The organism is Paraburkholderia sp. AV2, assembly GCF_054968425.1.
This window is the reverse complement of record NZ_JBANLK010000006.1, coordinates 123,732-143,294: the sequence shown is the minus strand read 5'-3', so window position 1 is coordinate 143,294 and position 19,563 is coordinate 123,732. Positions and strand designations below refer to the sequence as shown.

16 protein-coding genes are annotated in these 19,563 nt (G+C 65.8%); 4 read left to right on the top strand and 12 right to left on the bottom strand.

The window, feature by feature from the left end; genetic code table 11:
• Nucleotides 1-262: 262 nt before the first annotated feature.
• From V8683_RS06990 to V8683_RS06950, 9 genes are all read right to left on the bottom strand, one after another.
• Nucleotides 263-1,537 carry a DUF445 domain-containing protein gene (locus V8683_RS06990; RefSeq protein WP_411188793.1) on the bottom strand — a complete coding sequence of 425 codons (1,275 nt, stop codon included), beginning with the start codon at nt 1,535-1,537 and terminating at the stop codon, nt 263-265.
• 14 nt (nt 1,538-1,551) lie between these two features.
• Nucleotides 1,552-2,412: an EcsC family protein gene (locus V8683_RS06985; RefSeq protein ID WP_411188795.1), complete on the bottom strand. Its 861-nt coding sequence runs from the start codon at nt 2,410-2,412 to the stop codon at nt 1,552-1,554.
• Nucleotides 2,409-4,541, bottom strand: coding sequence for a heavy metal translocating P-type ATPase (locus V8683_RS06980; protein ID WP_411188796.1), 2,133 nt, complete (start codon nt 4,539-4,541; stop codon nt 2,409-2,411). Before V8683_RS06980 ends, V8683_RS06985 begins: the two co-directional genes overlap by 4 nt.
• Nucleotides 4,542-4,551: 10 nt before the next feature.
• Nucleotides 4,552-5,274, bottom strand: a complete 723-nt coding sequence (locus V8683_RS06975) for an HMA2 domain-containing protein (RefSeq protein WP_411188798.1) — start codon at nt 5,272-5,274, stop codon at nt 4,552-4,554.
• A 159-nt stretch (nt 5,275-5,433) separates the two neighbouring features.
• On the bottom strand, nt 5,434-5,844 hold the full coding sequence (locus tag V8683_RS06970; RefSeq protein ID WP_411188800.1) for a DUF5132 domain-containing protein: 411 nt from the start codon (nt 5,842-5,844) through the stop codon (nt 5,434-5,436).
• A gap of 542 nt (nt 5,845-6,386) precedes the next feature.
• On the bottom strand, nt 6,387-7,022 hold the full coding sequence (locus V8683_RS06965) for a riboflavin synthase (RefSeq protein WP_411188801.1): 636 nt from the start codon (nt 7,020-7,022) through the stop codon (nt 6,387-6,389).
• Nucleotides 7,023-7,075: 53 nt separating this feature from the next.
• The gene (gene ribD, locus V8683_RS06960) at nt 7,076-8,209 is read right to left on the bottom strand and encodes a bifunctional diaminohydroxyphosphoribosylaminopyrimidine deaminase/5-amino-6-(5-phosphoribosylamino)uracil reductase RibD (RefSeq protein WP_411188803.1); all 1,134 of its coding nucleotides are present in this window, start codon (nt 8,207-8,209) and stop codon (nt 7,076-7,078) included.
• Between the two features lie 83 nt (nt 8,210-8,292).
• On the bottom strand, nt 8,293-9,591 hold the full coding sequence (hemL, locus tag V8683_RS06955) for a glutamate-1-semialdehyde 2,1-aminomutase (protein WP_411188805.1): 1,299 nt from the start codon (nt 9,589-9,591) through the stop codon (nt 8,293-8,295).
• A 69-nt stretch (nt 9,592-9,660) separates the two neighbouring features.
• Nucleotides 9,661-10,128 carry a hypothetical protein gene (locus tag V8683_RS06950; protein WP_411188806.1) on the bottom strand — a complete coding sequence of 156 codons (468 nt, stop codon included), beginning with the start codon at nt 10,126-10,128 and terminating at the stop codon, nt 9,661-9,663.
• 183 nt (nt 10,129-10,311) lie between these two features.
• Between V8683_RS06950 and V8683_RS06945 the strand changes: the two genes are divergently transcribed.
• Nucleotides 10,312-11,544, top strand: coding sequence for a Bcr/CflA family multidrug efflux MFS transporter (locus tag V8683_RS06945; protein WP_411188808.1), 1,233 nt, complete (start codon nt 10,312-10,314; stop codon nt 11,542-11,544).
• 89 nt (nt 11,545-11,633) lie between these two features.
• On the opposite strand, the gene V8683_RS06940 is transcribed toward V8683_RS06945, so the two are convergent.
• The 3 genes from V8683_RS06940 to zwf all read right to left on the bottom strand — a co-directional run bounded on the left by V8683_RS06940 (nt 11,634) and on the right by zwf (nt 15,790).
• A complete protein-coding gene (locus V8683_RS06940; RefSeq protein WP_411188810.1) occupies nt 11,634-13,550 on the bottom strand; it encodes a bifunctional transcriptional regulator/glucokinase in 1,917 nt (638 codons plus the stop codon).
• Nucleotides 13,531-14,232, bottom strand: coding sequence for a 6-phosphogluconolactonase (gene pgl, locus V8683_RS06935; RefSeq protein ID WP_411188812.1), 702 nt, complete (start codon nt 14,230-14,232; stop codon nt 13,531-13,533). Before pgl ends, V8683_RS06940 begins: the two co-directional genes overlap by 20 nt.
• A 91-nt stretch (nt 14,233-14,323) precedes the next feature.
• Nucleotides 14,324-15,790, bottom strand: coding sequence for a glucose-6-phosphate dehydrogenase (gene zwf, locus V8683_RS06930; RefSeq protein WP_411188813.1), 1,467 nt, complete (start codon nt 15,788-15,790; stop codon nt 14,324-14,326).
• A 565-nt stretch (nt 15,791-16,355) separates the two neighbouring features.
• Here zwf and V8683_RS06925 point away from each other — a divergent pair.
• The 3 genes from V8683_RS06925 to V8683_RS06915 all read left to right on the top strand — a co-directional run bounded on the left by V8683_RS06925 (nt 16,356) and on the right by V8683_RS06915 (nt 19,561).
• Complete coding sequence (locus V8683_RS06925) at nt 16,356-17,603, top strand: ABC transporter substrate-binding protein (RefSeq protein ID WP_027795427.1); 1,248 nt, start codon at nt 16,356-16,358, stop codon at nt 17,601-17,603.
• Nucleotides 17,604-17,772: 169 nt separating this feature from the next.
• Nucleotides 17,773-18,714, top strand: a complete 942-nt coding sequence (locus tag V8683_RS06920) for a carbohydrate ABC transporter permease (RefSeq protein WP_411188815.1) — start codon at nt 17,773-17,775, stop codon at nt 18,712-18,714.
• Entirely contained in the window at nt 18,704-19,561 is an 858-nt protein-coding gene (locus V8683_RS06915) for a carbohydrate ABC transporter permease (protein WP_027795425.1), read from the top strand. Before V8683_RS06920 ends, V8683_RS06915 begins: the two co-directional genes overlap by 11 nt.
• The last annotated feature ends 2 nt before the right edge of the window (nt 19,562-19,563 follow it).

The following is a 19,563-nucleotide window of genomic DNA, read 5'->3' as shown; positions in this document are numbered from 1 at the left end:
CGTCAGTGCCCGCGAAAAACTCGTGGCGAACCCGACATCACGCGAGGCATCGGCATGCCGGCGGCCATCTGAATGTTGTTGATCATCTCAGCCTCCTCGTGGAATCGGGTGAAGGGAAGGGCGCCGCTCAGGCCGGCACCCGTATGAAGATTCTGCCGATTCTAGCAGTGTCGACGCGTTCTTGCTTGCATCGGCTCTTATCTGTGACCAAAAGGAAACGGCGGGAAACGGCGCAGCACGGCACGGCACGAAACGAAACGGCTCAACCCAGGAGCCGCACCGCAACGAAGATTCCGAGTCCCACCAGACCGCCCACGAGCGTGCCGTTGACGCGGATGTACTGGAGATCCTTGCCGAACTGGAGTTCCAGTTTTTTCACGAGCGTTTCGGTGTCCCAGCGCGCGACGACTTCGGAGACGAAAGCGCCGATCTCCTGGCGGTTCGGCACCACGGCGTTGAAGACCATCCGCTGCGCGGACTGGTTGATGAGCGCACGGATATCCGCGCTTTCGTCGATCCATTTGCCGATCGCGATCAGCGCCTGCTCGAGGTAATTCGCCAGCATGCCGTCGCTCGCGCTCAGTTCGGCCCGCACCTTGCCTTCGATCTCCACGCCCAGCCAGTTCAGATACCCTTCGACTACCCCGTTGTCCAGCACGTCCGATTTGATCCGCTCGCCATACTCCAGCAATTGCGGGTCGTCGGCGAGACGGAGCATGAAAGTGTCGAGCATGTCCCGGTATTCGACGCGCCAGGGGTGTTCGGCGTCTTCGCGCGCCTCGTTCATCGTGCTTTGCAGTTCTGCGAGAAAGGCGTTGGTCAACCGCTCGTCGAGCCAGCCTGGCACCCAGCCCGCGCTTTTCTTCGCGACCTTCTGGCGAATGTTGTCCTGGTGGTGATCGAGGAAATGCCGGGCTGTGTCGATCGCGATGTCGAACGCCGCTTCGTGATGGCCGTGCGCGACGAGCACCGACAGCAATCGTGCGACGAGCGGCGCGGCGGCAAACGAATCGATGCCGTTGCGAATCAGGCCCCGGCTGAAGCTTTGCACTTCGTGCTCGCCGAAGAGCGAAAGCAGCGAGGGGAAGAGGCCTTGCAGGCGTTGCGCGACGAGCTTTGCGTTGGCGGGCTCGGTGATCCAGCGTGTCGCCCAGCCGGCGGCATCGACATGTTCGAGCCTCGCCGCCACTTCGGCCGGTGCCAGAAAGTTGCTCGACACGAACCGGCCGAAACTTTCGCCGATGCGCACCTTGTGGCGGGGGATGACCGCCGTATGCGGCAGCGCGACGCCAAACGGATGGCGAAACAGCGACACGACGGCGAACCAGTCGGCGCAGGCGCCCACCATGGCTGCCTCGCTGAACGCGCGCACATAGGCAAGCCACGGTCGCGCCGATTCGAACGCCGACGCCGCCACGAACAGCAGCAGCATCGCGAGCAGCAGCGCGGTGGCCACGATGCGCATGCGCCTGAGTTGCACGACGCGTTCGTCGGCAGGCAAGGGCGCCGCGGGATCGATGGGAGGAACGCTCGCCATGGCGTTGCGGCGCGCTAGGGAAGGAGTTTTGCCAGGTATCCGGACGCGGACGCTGCGGACGCTGCCTTGCGCGAATGCCCGCGGTACAGTCCCTGGATCGTCTGCGGGCCATAAATGCGCTCGAGGCGCCGGACCATGAAGTGGCCGCGCGCAACGCGCTGGAAGTGCTCGGTGAAGATCATGTTCAGAGTCGCGCCGCCGATGGCGCCGACTACCGGCACGATGCTCGAAGCCGACATGTCCGACACCACAAGGCCGAAGCGGGCGACGATCTCGCCCACGAGCTTGGCGATGATCGGCGTGGACGCGTTGACCGCGCCGCGCTCCGTGACGAGTGCGGCGACATCGTGGGTGAGGCGCGTCAGCACGAGGCGTGCGGCATAGTAGTCGACGTTTGCCCGGTCGTGCGGGCCGCGCACGCCGAGCGCGAAGACTTCCAGGCAGGCAAGCCGCGTCTCGATGAGGCCCAGGTCCTCGCCTTCGGCGCGAGCGATCCCGGCGATCGCGCGCAGCATCAGGACCGTGGTGATCGGCAACTCGACGGGCAAGGCCGCCATGCCGAAGAAGCCGCCCACACCGCCCGCGAGGCCGACGACGACATTGTTCAGCCAGTCCGGCGCGGCCTCGGGGGTATCGTCTTCGAGCGAGTCGATCGCGACTTCGAGGCATTTGAGAATCGCCCCGCGAACGCTGTCGCGCAGCCGTTCGTTGAGCGTGCGCGGCAGCCGCTCGACGATCGAATTGATCGGTTGTCCGACATAATCGGCGAGCCGCGCGGCAAAGTGCGGGTTCTCCAGCAGGTCGACGGCGAGTTTGAGATCGCGGCGGTGTTTCGCCGTCAGCGTGCCGTCGACAACCTGGATGGGCGTGTTCATGATTGGCGCAGGGCGGGGCGCAGACCGTTCAGGCTCGCGATGATCGCCGAGCCGTTGCTGATGACCGCGGTGACCTCGGGGCTGACGAGGCCGCCGGGCAGTGCAAGTCCCAGCGCGATCGTGTTCAGTGCCGCCACGATTCCGTAGTTCTGCTTGATGAGGCCGACCGCGCCGCGCGAAATCTCGATCGCCTTGATGAGCTTCCAGAGCGAGTCTTCCATCAGCACGACGTCGGCCGACTCGTGCGTGATGTCGGCGCCGTACTTCATCGCAATGCCGACGTCGGCGAAGCTCAGAGCCGGCGAATCGTTGATTCCGTCGCCCACCATCGCGACGACGCGCCCTTCGCGCTGTAGTTGAAGGATCACCTCGGCCTTGTCCGCCGGCATCATGTTCGCCACCTGGCGGGTCAGGCCGACGCGCTTGCCGACCGCCTTCGCCACGACGGCGTTGTCGCCCGTCAGCATGATCGTGTCGCGGATGCCCATGCCGTGCAGCGTGTCCACGATCTGGCGGCTTTCCGGGCGAATCCGGTCTTCGTAGGCGATCAGGCCCGCGAGCTGGCCGTCGATGGCCACATAAAGCGACGAGCAGCCGCGTTCGTCGATGGCGGCGCGTTCGGCCGCGATGTGATCGACGCGAATATCGTTCTGCCGCAGGAAGCGCTCGCTGCCCACATGCATGTAGTAGCCGTTCACGCGCCCCTCGACGCCGAGGCCGATCCGGTATTCGGTCTCGTCGCAAGGCGGCAGCACGAGCTGCAATTCGCCGCTCTTTTCGCGCAACGCTTCCGCCACGGGATGCTGGAGGCGCGTTTCGGCCGCCACCGCGAGCGCCAGCAGGTGCTCGGGCGAGACATGGCGATTGAACGACTGCATGTTCACGACGTGCGGCGTGCCGACGCTCAGCGTGCCGGTCTTGTCGAACACCACGGTATCGACTTCGGCGAGCTTTTCCATGTGGCCGCCGCTCTTGATGACGATGCCGGCGCGCGCGGCATGGGTCATCGACGAGAGCACGGCGGTCGGCGCCGCGACCCGGATGCCCGTGCCGTAATCGACGATGACGAGCGACAGGAAGCGGTTGAAATCGCGCGAGACGAGCGCGGTGCCGATCGCGAGGCCAAGCGTGGGCAGCACGAGCCGGTCCGCGAAGCGTTCCGCGTGATTCTGCATGCGCGTGTCGCCCACGGGCGCCGAGTCGACCAGGTGGGCGATCTGCCCCGCCGTGGTGTCGTTGCCGACACGGATCGCGCGCAGCGTCAGTTGTCCTTCGCGCAGGATCGTGGCCGCGAACACGACTTCGCCGGCGCCGCGCGAGACGGGCAGCCCCTCGCCGGTGATCGTCTTCTGGTCGATCATGCCGTTGCCGGAGAGGATCTCGCCGTCCACGGGAATCATTTCGCCGGGGTAGACCACGACGGAGTCGTCGATCGCGAGGCTCGTCGCGGGAACGGCCACTACCGTGCCGTCGCGGATCACCCAGGCCGTCTTGTCCTTGAATCCGAGGAGTTCCGTGACGGCCCGCTTCGAACCGGCCGCGGTGAGGTCGCGGATCCAGTCGCCGAGGCGGATCAGCCAGGTAATGACGCCGCCTGTGACGAGGTTGCCCTGGCCGATCGATGCCGTGATCGCCAGCGCGTCCAGGAAGTCGACGTTCAGGCGCCGCTCGCGGCTCCAGACCAGCCAGGCCCGGTGGAAGATCGGCGCGGCGTTGTAGACCATGAGCGGCACGTTGACCGCGATGGCGAATGGGTTGACCGAAAACGAGAGCAGCAGCGAGAGGCTGGGCAACGCGAGCGGCCAGCGGGGCTTCTCGGGCGCAACGTGGCTGCGTGCGGCGCCAACCGCGCTTGCCGAGCCGGTCGGGTCCAGATAGCGCAGCAACTGATCGAGGTCGGCGAGGCTGAAGCCCTCGAGCATTTCGAGCAGTTCGGCGAGCTGATCGCCTTGCTCGCGGTCGTAATGGACGATCAGGCTCGCGCAGTCGTATTTGATCTGCGCTTCGTCGATGAACTCCTGCTGCCGGAGCCACGACAATGCCGATTCCGCGAGCGGCGAGGGGGAGCAAAGCGCCGGGACATGCAGACGCACGCGGCCCGGAATCGCGTGCCGGATCGAAAACTCCATAGCGTGCGGGTCAGGCGGCGGCGCCGCGCGGGGTGGCCGCGGTGGCCGTGGCGGGCGGCTCGGCTGCCGGGCGGCCGTCCTGCTTCAATTCGATGAGGTGGTTCATGGCAAAGAGGCCCAGGGTGACCCACATCGGTGTCGCGGCTTCCGCGCCGATCTCGACGAAAGTCGCCACCGCGAGGCCGCCCACCAGCACGAACTTCAGGTCGATGGTGTTGTCCGTCATCGCCTTGATCTGATAGTCGACTTTCTTGAACAGGTCGACCGTGGCGCGCACCGCTTCCGAGCGTTCGGCCAGGAACTCGGCTTCGGCTTCGATTTTTTGGGCGATTTCCTCGATCTCGTCGCCCGGCCGTGCGGCTTTGACCGTGACGTCGGCCTGCGCGCAACAGCGGTGGAAGTGCGTCTGGAATTCGGCCTCGTGGCTCGGATCGTAGTGGATGACGATGCTGCCGGTGTCCGGCTTCGCCTTCACCTTCGTAATGCCGGGTATGGCCGAGAACACGCTCTGGAACAGCGTGAGAAATTCCGGGTTGTTCTTCGCGGACGGGATCTTCATGCGGATCCGGCCCGGCACCTTGTGCTCGATTCTCACCTCGTGTTTCTTCTTTTTGCTCCGTGCTGCCCGCGCGGCTTCGTCGCTCTCGCGCGACGCGGCGTGCGCCTCGGGCTCGTGCGTCGAGGTAGTGAGCGGTGCGTTGGGGGAGGGATCGTCAGGTACGGGATGACTCATGGGCAACGTTCGATAGTGCCAGGGCGCGGTCGGCGGGTGTGCGGCCGCGCGGAGGTTCCGGAAAGCGTGCTTCCTGAAAGGCGCGCGCAGGCCTCGCAACGAGGAAGGGGCGCAAAGTTGCGGGCGACCCTGCGGGCGCCCGCTGCCGTCATGCGCTGCTCAGGCCTTTGCGGCTTCAGCGGCCGGAACGACTTCGCCCGCGGCTGCCACTTCTTCGGCTTCGACTTCGGCTGCGATATCGCTCATCTGCTCCCGGACCTCGCCAACCGCCGACCGTGCCTTGCGGCCGAGCTTGTAAGCACCACGAACGGTTCGGTTGAAGAGCGGCTGAATGCGATCGCCGAGACCCGGCAGATACTTCGGGGCGAGCGCGGCGGCCGCGCCGATCAGAATGCCGGGAATCAGTGCGCTTTCGAGGATAGCGGCACCGACCACCACGACGCCGATCGTCGCCACTTTCGACTGCATGTCGTCGCCCCTGGGAGCCGCATCGCCGTGCTCGTCCTCAACCGTGTGTGCGTGGTCAGCGTGAGCGCTCGCGCCGTTGAGCTCGACTTTGTACTTTCCCATGATCCGGTCGTTCCTTTCACCTGAGGTCTAGAGACGAATCGGGCGACCGCGAGCGGTCGCCCCATGCCAGTTGATTGTTTTGTACGCCCGAACTGTGACACGCAGGTTACGTCGCGGGGCATTTCGTTCGAAGACCTATGCGAATGACGCAAATGAAAAGTGATGGAGGTTATTCGTAGGTTTTTTGAAAGTCACCAGGGCGAATAGAGATGTTCGCTGCGAGCCGGCATCCCTATGACGAATGCGAATCGAGACGGCGCACACTAGCGATAATCGGGACCGCGCACGAATAATCTTCGTGGCTGACCCGGTACTCCCTGTATGCGGCAGGAATGATGGTCGGCATCGGGTGATCTTCACGCGTCGCTGCCGATTCCAATGCCGGCGCGTCAGGCAGTCGTTTTCGGAGTGCTGATGAGTATGAGATTAGGATGGCTAACGGTATATGAGCTGCGGAAAACGGCTGTATACGTTGGAGATGCTGTCATCAAATCATGGATTTAGCGAGACGAAGGTAGACGATCGCCTCGCCAAAAACCAGATTACTTCAACGGGTTATGGCCGTCCTGAGACGTGCTGAGCATCCGCTCCACATACCGCGCAATCAAATCGATCTCCAGATTCACTTTCGTCCCTGCCTGAAGATGCTTGAGCGTCGTAACCTCGACCGTGTGCGGGATCAGGTTGATCGAGAATTCGCAGCCGTCCGCGCGGTCTTCCACCGAGTTGACCGTGAGGCTCACGCCGTTCACCGTCACCGATCCTTTGTACGCGAGGTAGCGACCGATCTCGGCGGGCGCGAGAACGCGCAGTTCGTGCGATTCACCCACCGGCGCGAAGCGCGTGACGGTGCCAAGGCCGTCCACGTGGCCCGAGACGATGTGGCCGCCCAGCCGGTCGTGCGCGCGCAGCGCCTTTTCGAGGTTGACTTCGCCCGTGGCCGCGAGGCCCACGGTGCGGTTCAGGCTCTCGCGCGAAACGTCGACGTCGAAGCTCGTCGCGGTTTTTTCGACGACGGTCATGCAAGCCCCCTGGATCGCGATGCTGTCGCCGATCTGGACGTCGTCCATGCCGAGCGCGCCCGCATTCACGCTCAGGCGCACGCCTGCATCGGCGTCGCTGCCGAGCGGTTTGATCGATTCGATGCGGCCCACCGCCGCGACGATTCCGGTAAACATCGTGCTGTTCCTTATGTTCGGTTCGTTGATGGAAGCGGCGGCCGCGGCACCGGTCAGGGCGCGTCCGCTTGCGAGGCTTCGGCGCGCTCGATGCGCGCGAGGAGGCGCAGGTCGTCGCCGAGGCGATCGACCGAGTGGTACTTCAGCCGCATGCGCGCGTCCAGCGACGCCGGCGCGGCAATGTCGATCATGCCGAGCGCGTTGGTGCCGAGCAGCGACGGCGCGAGGTAGACCAGCAGTTCGTCCACGCAGCCTTCGCGCAGGAGCGACCCGTTGAGCTTGTAGCCGGCTTCCACATGCAGTTCGTTTACGCCGCGCGCGGCGAGCTCGCTCAGCATGGCGGGCAGGTCCACCTTGCCTTGCGCATTGCCGAGCGGCACCAGTTCCGCGCCGCGCGCGCGCAGCGCTTCGGCGCGCGCTTCGTTGTGCTCGTCGAGCGAGGCGCAGAACACGAGCGTTGGCGCGCCCACGAGGATCTGCGCTTCGGGCGGCACGTCGAGCCGGCTGTCCACGAGCACGCGCTTCGGCTGGCGGGGTGTGTCGATGGCGCGCACGGTCATGCGCGGGTCGTCTTCCTTGACCGTGCCGATGCCGGTGAGGATGGCCGAGGCGCGCGCGCGCCATGCATGTCCGTCCGCGCGTGCCGCCTCGCCGGTGATCCACTGGCTTTCGCCCGAGGGCAGGCCCGTGCGGCCGTCGAGCGACGCTGCGATCTTCATGCGCACCCACGGGCGCTTGCGCACCATGCGCGAAACGAAGCCGATGTTCAGCTCGCGCGCTTCGTTGGCGAGCAGGCCGCAGCGCACGTCGATGCCCGTCTCCCGCAGCATCGCAAGGCCGCGTCCCGACACGAGCGGATTCGGGTCTTCCATCGCCGCGATCACGCGGCCGACCTTCGCTTCGATCAACGCGTTCGCGCAGGGCGGCGTGCGGCCGAAATGGCTGCACGGTTCGAGCGTCACGTAGGCCGTCGCGCCGCGCAGGTCGTGGCCGCGCCCGCGGGCGTCCTTCATCGCCTGGATTTCGGCGTGATCCTGGCCGGCCGGCTGCGTGTAGCCTTCGCCGATCACCTCGCCGTCCTTCACCAGCACGCAGCCGACGCGCGGATTCGGATCGGTCGTGTAAAGGCCGCGCGCCGCGAGAGCGAGCGCGCGCTCCATGTGGAGGAAATCGGTTTGCGAGAACATCGTCGTGCTTTCTCCGCGGCGGCGGGTCGGGTGAGCCGGGCGCGCAGCGCCCGGTGATGGCATGGCGGCAGCTCCGGCGCGATTCAGGCGGCGAAGGCGCGACGCGCGGCGGCGATCGTTGCGTCGATCGTCGCGTCGTCGTGCGCGCTCGACACGAAGCCTGCCTCGTAAGCCGACGGCGCGAAGTACACGCCCGCGTCCAGCATCTGATGGAAGAAGCGGTTGAAGTGCGCAATATCGCTCTTCGTAACTTCGGCGAAGCGGGTGGGGACCTTGTCGGCGAAGTAGAGGCCGAACATGCCGCCCACCGCGTCGGCCGCGAACGGCACCTTCGCATTGCGCGCCGCTTCGGTGAGGCCTTGCGCGAGACGTGCCGTTTGTGCCGAGAGCTTCTCGTAGAAGCCGGGCGCCTGGATCAGTTGCAGCGTCTTGAGGCCGGCCGCGACCGCAACCGGGTTGCCCGAGAGCGTGCCCGCCTGGTAGACGGTGCCGTTGGGCGCGAGATGGTCCATGATCTCGCGCCGGCCGCCGAATGCCGCCGCGGGCATGCCGCCGCCGATCACCTTGCCGAGGCACACCATGTCGGCCTCGACGCCATAGAGTGCCTGCGCGCCCTTGAGGCCCACGCGGAAGCCGCACATCACTTCGTCGAAGATCAGCACGGCGCCGTGCTTCGTGCAAAGGCTGCGCAGTGCGCCGATGAACTCGGGCGTGCCCTTCACGAGATTCATGTTGCCGGCCACCGGCTCGACGATCACGGCGGCGATCTCGTCGCCGAAGGCCTTGAACGCCTCTTCCAGCGCGGCCACGTTGTTGTATTCAAGCACCGTGGTGTGCTTCGCGATGTCGACGGGCACGCCCGCCGAAGTCGGATTGCCGAACGTGAGGAGGCCCGAGCCCGCCTTCACGAGCAGGCTGTCGGCATGGCCGTGGTAGCAGCCTTCGAACTTCACGATGCGGTCGCGCTTCGTGTAGCCGCGCGCGAGGCGCAGCGCGCTCATCGTGGCCTCGGTGCCGCTCGATACCATGCGCACCTGCTCCATCGAGGGCACGAGCTTGCAGATTTCCTCGGCAATCTCGATCTCGGCTTCGGTCGGCGCGCCGAACGAGAAACCGTTCTTCAGCACGCGCTCGACGGCTTCGAGCACTTCGGGATGAACGTGACCCAGGATCATCGGGCCCCATGAGCCGATGTAGTCGATATAGCGCTGGCCGTCGGCGTCCCAGAAGTACGGTCCTTGCGCGCGCTCGATGAAGCGCGGCGTGCCGCCGACCGAGCGAAACGCCCGCACGGGCGAGTTGACGCCGCCGGGAATGGTGCGCTGCGCGCGTTCGAAGAGAGCGTCGTTGCGGGACTGCGTGCTGGACTGAGTGTTCGACATGGGAGCTGGACCTGCGTGTAGGGTGTGGCGCGCGGCGCGACGGTCTCGCGCGGCGTAGGGAGGATCTGCTCAAATTGTACCGGAGTCGCCGGGATGGGGCCGACGCCCGGTCAGTTGGGCCCAGCGCTTCTCCAGCGCGCCTTCGGCAATCGGCTTGATGCGGGTCCCGGAGCTCTGGGCGTCCCAGGTCTGCACCGAGAACGGATGCACGCGCAGCGCGTCGCGGCCGATCACGACCTCGTGGCTCGCGTCCACGAGCCAGTCGTAAACGAAATCGATGCACAGGCGGTAGCCCCGCTTGTAGGCCGCGTCGGGCACCTCGTAGGGCGCGCGCGTCACGTAGCCCGAGCCGAAGAGGCCGCGCGGCTCGGACGCCACGCGGTGCACGAACACACGGTCGCCCGGCAGGATGCCGCGCGCGAAGCCGCAGCCCCAGGTGTCGGCAACCGCCTCTCCCAGCCGTACGCGTCGCGCTACCTCGGGGAGTTCGGGCCAGGGCCACTTCTTGGGGCTCCAGATCAGCAGGAAGGCGGTCATCGGTCGGGCTGCGCGCAACGCGCTGGCATAAAACCGGCAGCTTACCGTGAAGGCTCGCACATAGGCGTTTTTAAGCGTCGGGTACAATTCCCTCATTCGACGCCGCTTTGCGCCACCCGCATTGCGCGCCTTTGACTGATACGGCCGTCGCGCACCGCCGGCGGCTCGTTCCCGCACGCTCCCATGCCTCATTCCATACGCCGCCGGCCCGACGTCCGGCTGATCCTGCTGCTTGGCGCGCTCGCGGCCTGCGGCCCGCTCGCGACGGACATGTACCTGCCGAGCCTGCCCGCCATCGCGAAGGCCTTCGGGGTATCGGCGTCCGCGGCGTCCGCGACGCTCACGAGCTTCATGGCCGGTTTCTCGATCGGCATGCTGCTGTACGGGCCGCTCTCCGATGCCTACGGCCGGCGTCCGGTGCTGCTCGGCGGCATCGCGCTCTTCACCGTGGCGAGTATCGCGTGCTGGCTGTCGTTCTCGGTGGGCGAACTCACGATCGTGCGCTTTCTGCAGGCGCTCGGCGCCGGTGCCGCCTCGGTGCTCGCGCGTGCCATTGCCCGCGACGCGCACGAGCCGTCCGACGCCGCGAGAGTGCTGTCGATGGTCGCCATCGTCACGGCGATCGGCCCGCTGCTCGCGCCGTTGCTCGGCGGCCAGTTGCTGCTGCTCGGCGGCTGGCGCATCGTGTTCGTTGCGCTGACGCTGTTCGGCATGGCCTGCGCCGTTGCGGCCTGGCTGCGCGTGCCCGAGACCTGGCCGCCCGAGAAGCGCGAAAGCGGCGCGGTCCTGCGCTCGTTCGCGGCTTATGGGCGGTTGCTGCGCGATCCGCTGGTCTGGGGGCACATGATCTGCGGCGGCATGGCGTTCGCGGCGATGTTCACCTACATCTCGGCCACGCCGTTCGTCTATATCGAGTACTTCCACGTGACGCCGCAGCATTACGGCTTCTTTTTCGGCCTGAACATCCTCGGCATCATGCTCGGCAATTTCCTGAACACGCGCTTCATCGGCCACATGGGCACGCTGCGCATGGTGTCGATCGCGTCGCTCGTGAGCATCGTGGCGTCGTTCTTCGTCGCACTGGCCTGCCTCACCGGGCTCGGCGGGCTGTGGTCGATCGTGGCCGGCCTGTTCTTCGTGGTGGGCGTGGTGGGGCTGCTCGGCGCGAATTGCGCGACCGATCTCATGTATCGCTATCCGGTCAATGCGGGCGCGGCGGCGGCCGTGTTCGGCGCGGCGCAGCTCGGTCTCGGCGCGTTCGCGAGCGTGATGGTGGGCTGGTTTCCGGGCGTGTCGCCGTTCGGCATGGGCTGCACGATCGGCGTGTTCGGCGCGCTGACCTGGGTTGGCCGCCGCGTGGTGATCAAGTGGCATGGCCGGCCCGCGCCGGGGCAGGCGCAGCCAGCTTCGGTCTGAGCTGTTCGCCGCAACGGCAACGACAATGAAAATGGGACGCCGAGGCGTCCCATTTTTCTATACGGCGATACGCGGCGAGGGTGGCGCGCTTACTCCCGCGCGATCGACGAGGCGCCGTGGCTCAGCCAGTCGAGCACGGCGGAAGCATCGTCGTCGGCCTGTTCGCGCGCACGCTCGACGGCGTCGTGCATGCCGCCGTCCGACGACGCGCGGCGGATCGCGACGCCCACGGCGAGGATATCGATCATCAGCAGATGCAGGACGCGCGAGATCATCGAGAGCTGCGACTCGCGCATTTCGATGTGATCGGTTTCGAGCGCAACGGTCGCGCGCTTCGCGAGCGGCGTGTTGCTCGAGGTGATCGCAATGACCTTCGCGCCGGACTGCATGGCGACGTCGAGCACGCGCAGGAGTTCGGGCGCGCGGCCCGACTTCGAAACCGCCACGATCACGTCGCCCTTGCCGAGCAGGGCGGCGGAGGCCGCCTGCATGTACAGGTCGCCGTAGGCGATGGTCGGGATGCCGAAGCGGAAGAACTTGTAGTGCGCGTCCTGGGCGACGATGTGCGAGTTGCCGAGGCCGTAGAACTCGATGCGGCGCGCGCCGTTGAGCAGCGTGATGGCTTCCTCGACGTGCTCGAAGTTCAGATGCTCGCGCAACTGCAGGATGGCCGAGACGGTGTTGTCGAGCACCTTCGCGCCGAAATCGGTGGCCGTGTCGCCCAGATGCACCTGGCTGTGGCTCACGGGAATCGTGCCGGTGAGGCCCGTGGCGAGCTTGAGCTTGAAGTCCGAGAGCCCCTGGCAGCCGAGCGAGCGGCAGAAGCGGATCACCGTGGGCTGGCTCACGTCGGCCTTGCGCGCGATGTCGACGATCGGGTCGTTGATGATCGAGCGCGGATGGTTCAGCGCGAGGTCGGCCACGCGGCGCTCGGCCGGCGTGAGCGCGTCGCGCATCTGGCGGATGCGCTCGAACACGGCCGACGAGCCGCCGCCGGCGCGATTCGACAACTGCTCCGCAAGGATCGCGGAGACGCCGAGGAACGCCGGATATTCGGCGGTGATGACGTAGGTCGGGATATTCGCAAGATAGGCGTCGAAGCGTCCCTTGGCCTCGAAGCGCTGGCGGAACGACGAGCGCGTGAAGAGCTCGCCCAGGCGCGGCACCACGCCGCCGCCGATGTAGATGCCGCCGAGCGAGCCGAGCGTCATGGCGATGTTGCCCGCGAAGCTGCCGAGAATGCCGCAGAAGCACTCGACCGTTTCGAGCGCGAGCGCTTCGCCCTCATGCGCGCGCTTCACGACTTCCGCGGTGTCGAGGTTTGCTGGCAGACGCTTCTTGTCGCGCGCGGCGAGCGCGCGATAGATCAGTTCGAGGCCGGGGCCCGCGCAGACGCGCTCGAACGAGACATGCGGCCACTTCTTGCGCGCGAACTGCAGCACGACATCTTCGCGTTCGTCCTGGGGCGAGAAGCTGGCGTGGCCGCCTTCGCTGCCGAGCGCGATCCAGCGGTCGTCGGCGGGAATGAGGCCCGAAACGCCGAGGCCCGTGCCCGGCCCGAGCAGGCCGATCACGCTGTTCTGGCGGCGCTGGCCGCCGCCCACCTGAACGCGCTGGGTGTCGGTGAGGCCCGGCAGCGCCATGGCGAGCGCGGTGAAGTCGTTGACGACGAGCAGCGTGTCGAAGCCGAGCGCGCGGCGCGTGGCTTCGATCGAAAAGGTCCAGTCGTGGTTGGTCATGCGGACCTGGTCGCCGTCGACCGGGTTCGCGATCGCAATGGCCGCATGGTTCACGCGGCCGATCTTCGTGTCCTTCAGGTATTGCCGGATTACGTCCGCGACGCCGGGATAGTCGGCGCACGGATAGACACGCACCTGGCCGATCTCGCCCGGGCCGGTCTCTAGCGCGAAGCGCGCATTGGTACCGCCGATATCGGCGAGCAGCCTCGGTCCGTCGGCGTGCTGGCCCGCGCCAGGGGCGGTTTTATTAGGCACACCAGTAGACATCGAGTCTCACTCCCTTGTCGTTCGCCAGCTTCGAGATGGCGTTATTTTGTTCCGCCGCGGCGGCTTGTTGCAAAACGTCCAGCTTGCGCTGACCGGCGATCAGCAGGAAAAGCCGGTCGACCTGGCGCAGCGCCTGCATCGACCAGGACACGCGCGCGTGCGGCGCGGTCTGCGGATGGACGGCCACGAACGGGCGCGCCGTGGTGATCGCCTCGTGCCACTCGGGCGCGTCCGCGAAGATCGACGCCGTGTGGCCGTCCTCGCCCATGCCGAGCACGGCGACGTTGGGCAGGAGGCGCTGCGGGTCGGCATTGAGCGCGGCCACGTGGGCGTCCAGCGTCTGGCTTACGTCCACGAGCGGCAGGAAGCGCGCCTGCGCGGCTTCGTTTTTCAGCAGCGTTTCGTGGACGAGGCGTGAGTTGCTGGCCGCGTCCGTTTCCGGCACCCACCGGTCGTCGACGAGCGTGATGTCGGTGCGGGCCCAGTCGAAGCGGTGCGTCGACAAGGTCTCGAGGAAGGGGCGCGGGCTCGTGCCGCCGGAAACGGCGAGCGTCGCACGGCGCGCACCGGTTCCGGGCGCGGCGCTCTGAGCGGCGAGCGATGCATGTAGCGCATCGCCCACGGCTCGCGCCAGCGCGTCGGATTGGACGCGCGGGTCGTCGAATACGTGAAGCTCGATCACTTCTCCTCCAAGCAGCTTTTTTGTAGGTTTCGGATGATAGCCATCAATCGGTCGGTTGCCGGCGCGCGAGGCGCGCCGTTTTGCAGCGTGTTCAGTTCTCTTCTTCGAGCCAGCAGGTGCCGTGCTGCGCGAGCATCGCGCTCGCCGCCGCCGGGCCCCACGTGCCGGCCGCATAGGGTTTCGGCGCGCGCGTGGACGTGGCCCACTCGTTCAGGATCGGCTCGACCCACTTCCAGGCCGCTTCCTGCTCGTCGCGGCGCACGAAGAGCGCGAGGCGCCCGTTGATGACGTCGAGCAGCAGGCGCTGGTAGGCCTCCATCTGGCCTTCGCGGAAGAACTCGTCGAACGCGAGGTCCAGATGCACGCTCGCGAGGTTCATCCCTTCGCCGGGTTGTTTCGCGAGGCAGTAGAGGCGAATGTTCTCGTTCGGCTGCAGGCGGATCACGAGCCGGTTCGCGCCGGAACGCAACGCCGGCGCGCCGAGTGCGGAATGCGGCACGGGGCGGAAGTTCACCACGATCTCGGCCACCCGATCGGCAAGCCGCTTGCCGGTGCGCAGGAAGAACGGCACGCCGGCCCAGCGCCAGTTCTCGATCTCGACCTTCAGCGCGACGAAGGTCTCGGTGCGGCTGTCGGTTTTGACGCCGGGCTCCGTGGCATAGGCCGGCACGGCCTGGCCGCGGATCACGCCCGCATGGTACTGGCCGCGCACCGCGACCTTGCCGATGTCGTTGGCGTCGATGGGCTTGAGCGCGCGCAGCACGCGCAGCTTCTCGTCGCGCACCGAGTCGGAGTCCATCGAGTGCGGCGGCTCCATGGCGACGATCGAGAGCAGTTGCAGCAGGTGATTCTGCACCATGTCGCGCAGCGCGCCGGTGTTGTCGTAGAAATCGCCGCGCGCCTCGACCCCGAGTTCCTCCGCGATCGTGATCTGGATGCTTTCCACCCACTCGCGGCGCCACAGCGGCTCGAAGAGCGCATTGCCGAAGCGCAGCGCGAGCAGGTTCTGCACCGGCTCCTTGCCGAGGTAGTGGTCGATCCGGTAGATCTGGCCTTCGGCGAAGATCTCGCCCACGGCGTCGTTGATCGCGTTGGACGACTTCAGGTCGTAGCCCAGCGGCTTCTCCAGCACGATGCGCGCGTTTTCGTTCAGGCCGACGGCGGCGAGCGCGCGGCAGATCGGCACGAACAGCGACGGGCCCGTGGCGAGATAGAACACGCGGATGCCGGGCAGCGCTTCGATGCCGTCGCGCAGCATCGCGAAGTCTTCGGCGCGCGAGAGATCCAGCTTCACATATTCGATGCGCGCGAGAAAGCTCGCCCAGGCAGCCTCGTCGAGGCCGTTCTTCGAGACGTGCGGCTTGACGTGCGCGTCCACCCACTGGATGTACTCGGCGCGGTTCTCTTCGTGGCGTGCGACGCCCACGATCCTGCCCGGCTCCGCAAGCATGCCCGAACGGTGGGCTTCATACAGGGCCGGCAGGATCTTGCGCATCGACAGGTCGCCGGTCGCGCCGAAAAGAACGAACGTGAAGCCCGAATCGGTCTGGAATTGCATAGTCTCCGTCACAGTCCTGGGGGCCGCTGCAGGGGGAAGTCGGGCGGCCGTAGTCCGATAAATTTTTTTTTGACACTGAATTGTAGTTTAACTACAATCCAAATCAAGAGGTAACGTTCATTCGATGAAAAAAGCGTGGCGGCCTGCGGTGCGGGGCGGTCTGACGTGATTTCGCGAGCGGACGGAACATCCCTCATGTTAAAGGACAATGAACTTGTCGATGCGCGAGCCGGTTGGCCGGATCGCCGCCATGAGGGGGTTGGCCGCGTGACGCAAGCGGCGCCTCGACCTGCCGGGGGCAAGCAACCTGTGATCTTGCCCGCCGGCCGGTGAAAATCAAAAGAGGAGACAGTCAGTTGCATTCCAAACCACTCATCTCTTGAGCGTCCAGCGGCCGGAAACCGGCTCGCGGCTCGCGCACGTTTAGTGAAAACACGCGCGCGCGGCACTCCGGCGCCCGACCGTCCAGTGTTTTGCCTGTTTTTGTGCCTGTTTTAACCACACCGCACCCTGGCGACATCAGGGGCCAAACTTTTTTTGTTCAGGTGTCTGGAGGAGATAAGCAATGAAATTCCGAGCGATCATGGGCGCCCTGTGCGCCGCAGGTCTGATGGGTAGCGTGGTTACCGCGCAAGCGGCCGAGTCCCTCGAAGTGCTGCACTGGTGGACGTCGGGCGGCGAATCGAAGGCCGTCGGCGTGCTCAAGGACGACATGCAGAAGCAGGGCTATGTGTGGAAGGACTTCGCGGTCGCCGGTGGTGCGGGCGCGGCAGCCATGACCGCACTGAAGACCCAGGTGATTTCGGGCAATGCGCCGAGCGCCGCCCAGATCAAGGGTCCGCTGATCCAGGAATGGGCTGAGCAGGGCGTGCTGGTGCCGATCGATTCGGCCGCCACCGACTGGAAAGCCAACCTGCCGCCGCAGATCGACAAGATCATGCACGCCGACGGTCACTACGTCGCCGCGCCGTTCTCGGTGCACCGCGTGAACTGGGTGTGGATCAACAAGGCTGCGCTCGACAAGGTGGGCGGCAAGGTGCCGACCACGTGGCCGGAATTCTTCGCGCTCGCCGACAAGATGAAGGCTGCCGGCATCCAGCCGGTCGCCGCCGGCGGCCAGCCGTGGCAGGATCTGACGCTGTGGGAAGACGTGGTCCTCTCGCAGGGTGCGGACTTCTACAAGAAGGCGATCGTCGATCTGGACCAGAAGACCCTGACGTCGCAGCAGATGGTCGGCGTGTTCGACACGGTTCGCAAGATCGAGTCGTACATGGATAACGGCCGCACGGGCCGCGACTGGAACCTCGCCACGGCGATGGTCATCAACGGCAAGGCCGGCATGCAGTTCATGGGCGACTGGGCGAAGGGCGAGTTCGCGAACGCGAACAAGCAGCCGGGCACGGACTATGTCTGCGCGCCGGTGCCGGGCACCTCGAAGGGCTACACGTTCAACGTCGACTCGTTCGTGTTCTTCCAGCAGAAGGGCGAGAAGGCGGCGACGGCTGGCCAGCTCGCGCTCGCGAAGACCATCATGAGCCCCGCGTTCCAGGAGCAGTTCAGCCTGTACAAGGGTTCGATCCCGGTCCGTCTGGGTGTGGACATGAGCAAGTTCGATGCGTGCGGCAAGCAGTCGTACGCGGATGAGCAGACCGCGATCAAGGCTGGCGGCTATGTGCCGTCGCTTGCTCACGGCATGGCTCAGCCGGATGCGACCGCCGGTGCGATCACCGACGTCGTGACGAAGTTCATGAACTCCGACGAAGACTCGAAGAGCGCAGTCGAAGCGCTCGCCAAGGCAGCAAAGACGAAGTAAGCAGGGTGAGTTCCGCGCGCGGTGTGTAGGTGTCTATGCCGCGCCGCGCGCGGCGCCCTGGGCATGACGGTTCAGCCCGAACCTTTTCCCGTGCGAAACGGGCCTTCGCGCCGCTTGTGAACCCCAAGCGCGCACCGGCGCCGCGACGCACCGTACCAGGAGTTGCGCAGTGACTGCTTCTCTTAGCGGCAACGGCAAGGCGGCCACGCCTGCCAACCGCCGCACGTCGCCCATGGCGGCGCTTGCAGACCGCTGGATTCCGAAGCTGGTGCTTTCGCCCAGCATTCTGATCAGCCTCGTGTTTGTCTACGGCTTCATCGCCATTACCGGCTATCTCTCGCTGTCCGATTCGCGATTGATGCCGCGCTACGATTTCGCGGGATTCGACCGCTATAGCGAGCTTTTCTCCAACGACGTCTGGTGGACGTCGGCGCAGAATCTCGGCTGGTTCGGCATTCCGTTCATTGCGATCTGCGTGATCCTCGGCCTCTTTCTCGCGATCCTGCTCGACCAGCAGATTCGTCAGGAGGGCGCGCTGCGCGCGGTTTTCCTCTACCCGATGGCGCTTTCGTACATCGTGACCGGCACGGCCTGGCAGTGGATCTTCAATCCGGACCTCGGCCTCCAGCAGGTGATGCACCAGTGGGGCTGGACGAGCTTCCAGCTCGGCTGGCTCAACGACCCGGACAAGGCCATCTTCTGTATCGTGGTCGCGGCCGCCTGGCAGTCCACCGGCTTTTGCATGGCGCTCTTTCTCGCCGGCCTGCGCGGCGTGGACAGCGAAATCTTCAAGGCCGCCCAGGTGGACGGCGCGACGCTGCCCACGATCTACCGCAAGATCGTGATTCCGAGCATGCGTCCGGTGTTCTTTTCGGTGCTGCTGATCCTGTGCCACATCACGATCAAGACGTTCGACCTCGTCGTCGCGCTCACTGCGGGCGGTCCGGGCACGTCGTCGTCGCTGCCCGCCATCTTCATGTACACGTTTTCGTTCAACCGCGGGGAGCTCGGCGTCGGCGCCGCGTCGTCGATGATGATGCTTGCAACCGTGGTGGCCGTGCTCGTGCCGCTGATGTACCTGGAATCGAGGAGCACGCGCAATGCAGCCTAAGATGAAGGTAAGCCGCGTGGTCATCTACGCGGTACTGATCCTGTTCGCGTTGTACTTCCTCTTCCCGCTTTACGTGATGCTCTCGACGTCGCTGAAGACGCTCGACGAACTGCACGCGGGCAACATGCTCACGCTGCCCGCCCACCCGACCTTCGCGCCGTGGGTGAAGGCCTGGGCCGAGGCCTGCACGGGCGTGCGCTGCGACGGCATGCAGCCGTTCTTCATGAACTCCGTGAAGATGGTGATTCCGGCCGTGCTGATCTCGTCGATCATCGGCGCGTTCAACGGCTATGTGCTCACGCACTGGCGCTTCCGCGGGGCCGATGCGCTCTTCACGATGCTGCTGGTGGGCTGCTTCATTCCGTTCCAGGCGATCCTGCTGCCGATGGCGCGCCTTGAGGGCTTCTTCGGCCTCTCGAACACGATCGGCGGCCTCGTGCTCGTCCACGTCGTGTACGGCATCGCGTTCACGACGATGTTCTTCCGCAACTTCTACGTGAGCGTGCCCGCCGAACTCGTGAAGGCCGCGCGCATCGACGGCGCCGGCTTCTTCATGATCTTCACGCGCATCATGCTGCCGATCTCGCTGCCCATCTTCATGGTGTGCCTGATCTGGCAATTCACGCAGATCTGGAACGACTTCCTGTTCGGTATCGTGTTCTCGGGCGTCGATTCGATGCCGATCACGGTGGCGCTGAACAATCTCGTGAACACGTCCACGGGCGTGAAGGAATACAACGTCGACATGGCCGGCGCGATTATCGCCGCGCTGCCCACGCTGCTCGTCTACGTGATCGCCGGCCGCTACTTCGTGCGCGGCCTCACGGCGGGCGCGGTGAAGGGCTAACA

Coding starts and splice junctions, on each gene's coding strand:
- V8683_RS06945 (WP_411188808.1), top strand. CDS start 10,312: ATGCCTCATTCCATACGCCGCCGGCCCGACGTCCGGCTGATCCTGCTG.
- zwf (WP_411188813.1), bottom strand. CDS start 15,790: ATGCAATTCCAGACCGATTCGGGCTTCACGTTCGTTCTTTTCGGCGCG.
- V8683_RS06940 (WP_411188810.1), bottom strand. CDS start 13,550: ATGTCTACTGGTGTGCCTAATAAAACCGCCCCTGGCGCGGGCCAGCAC.
- V8683_RS06985 (WP_411188795.1), bottom strand. CDS start 2,412: ATGAACACGCCCATCCAGGTTGTCGACGGCACGCTGACGGCGAAACAC.
- V8683_RS06950 (WP_411188806.1), bottom strand. CDS start 10,128: ATGACCGCCTTCCTGCTGATCTGGAGCCCCAAGAAGTGGCCCTGGCCC.
- V8683_RS06925 (WP_027795427.1), top strand. CDS start 16,356: ATGAAATTCCGAGCGATCATGGGCGCCCTGTGCGCCGCAGGTCTGATG.
- V8683_RS06970 (WP_411188800.1), bottom strand. CDS start 5,844: ATGGGAAAGTACAAAGTCGAGCTCAACGGCGCGAGCGCTCACGCTGAC.
- V8683_RS06975 (WP_411188798.1), bottom strand. CDS start 5,274: ATGAGTCATCCCGTACCTGACGATCCCTCCCCCAACGCACCGCTCACT.
- V8683_RS06965 (WP_411188801.1), bottom strand. CDS start 7,022: ATGTTTACCGGAATCGTCGCGGCGGTGGGCCGCATCGAATCGATCAAA.
- V8683_RS06980 (WP_411188796.1), bottom strand. CDS start 4,541: ATGGAGTTTTCGATCCGGCACGCGATTCCGGGCCGCGTGCGTCTGCAT.
- V8683_RS06990 (WP_411188793.1), bottom strand. CDS start 1,537: ATGGCGAGCGTTCCTCCCATCGATCCCGCGGCGCCCTTGCCTGCCGAC.
- V8683_RS06915 (WP_027795425.1), top strand. CDS start 18,704: ATGCAGCCTAAGATGAAGGTAAGCCGCGTGGTCATCTACGCGGTACTG.
- ribD (WP_411188803.1), bottom strand. CDS start 8,209: ATGTTCTCGCAAACCGATTTCCTCCACATGGAGCGCGCGCTCGCTCTC.
- hemL (WP_411188805.1), bottom strand. CDS start 9,591: ATGTCGAACACTCAGTCCAGCACGCAGTCCCGCAACGACGCTCTCTTC.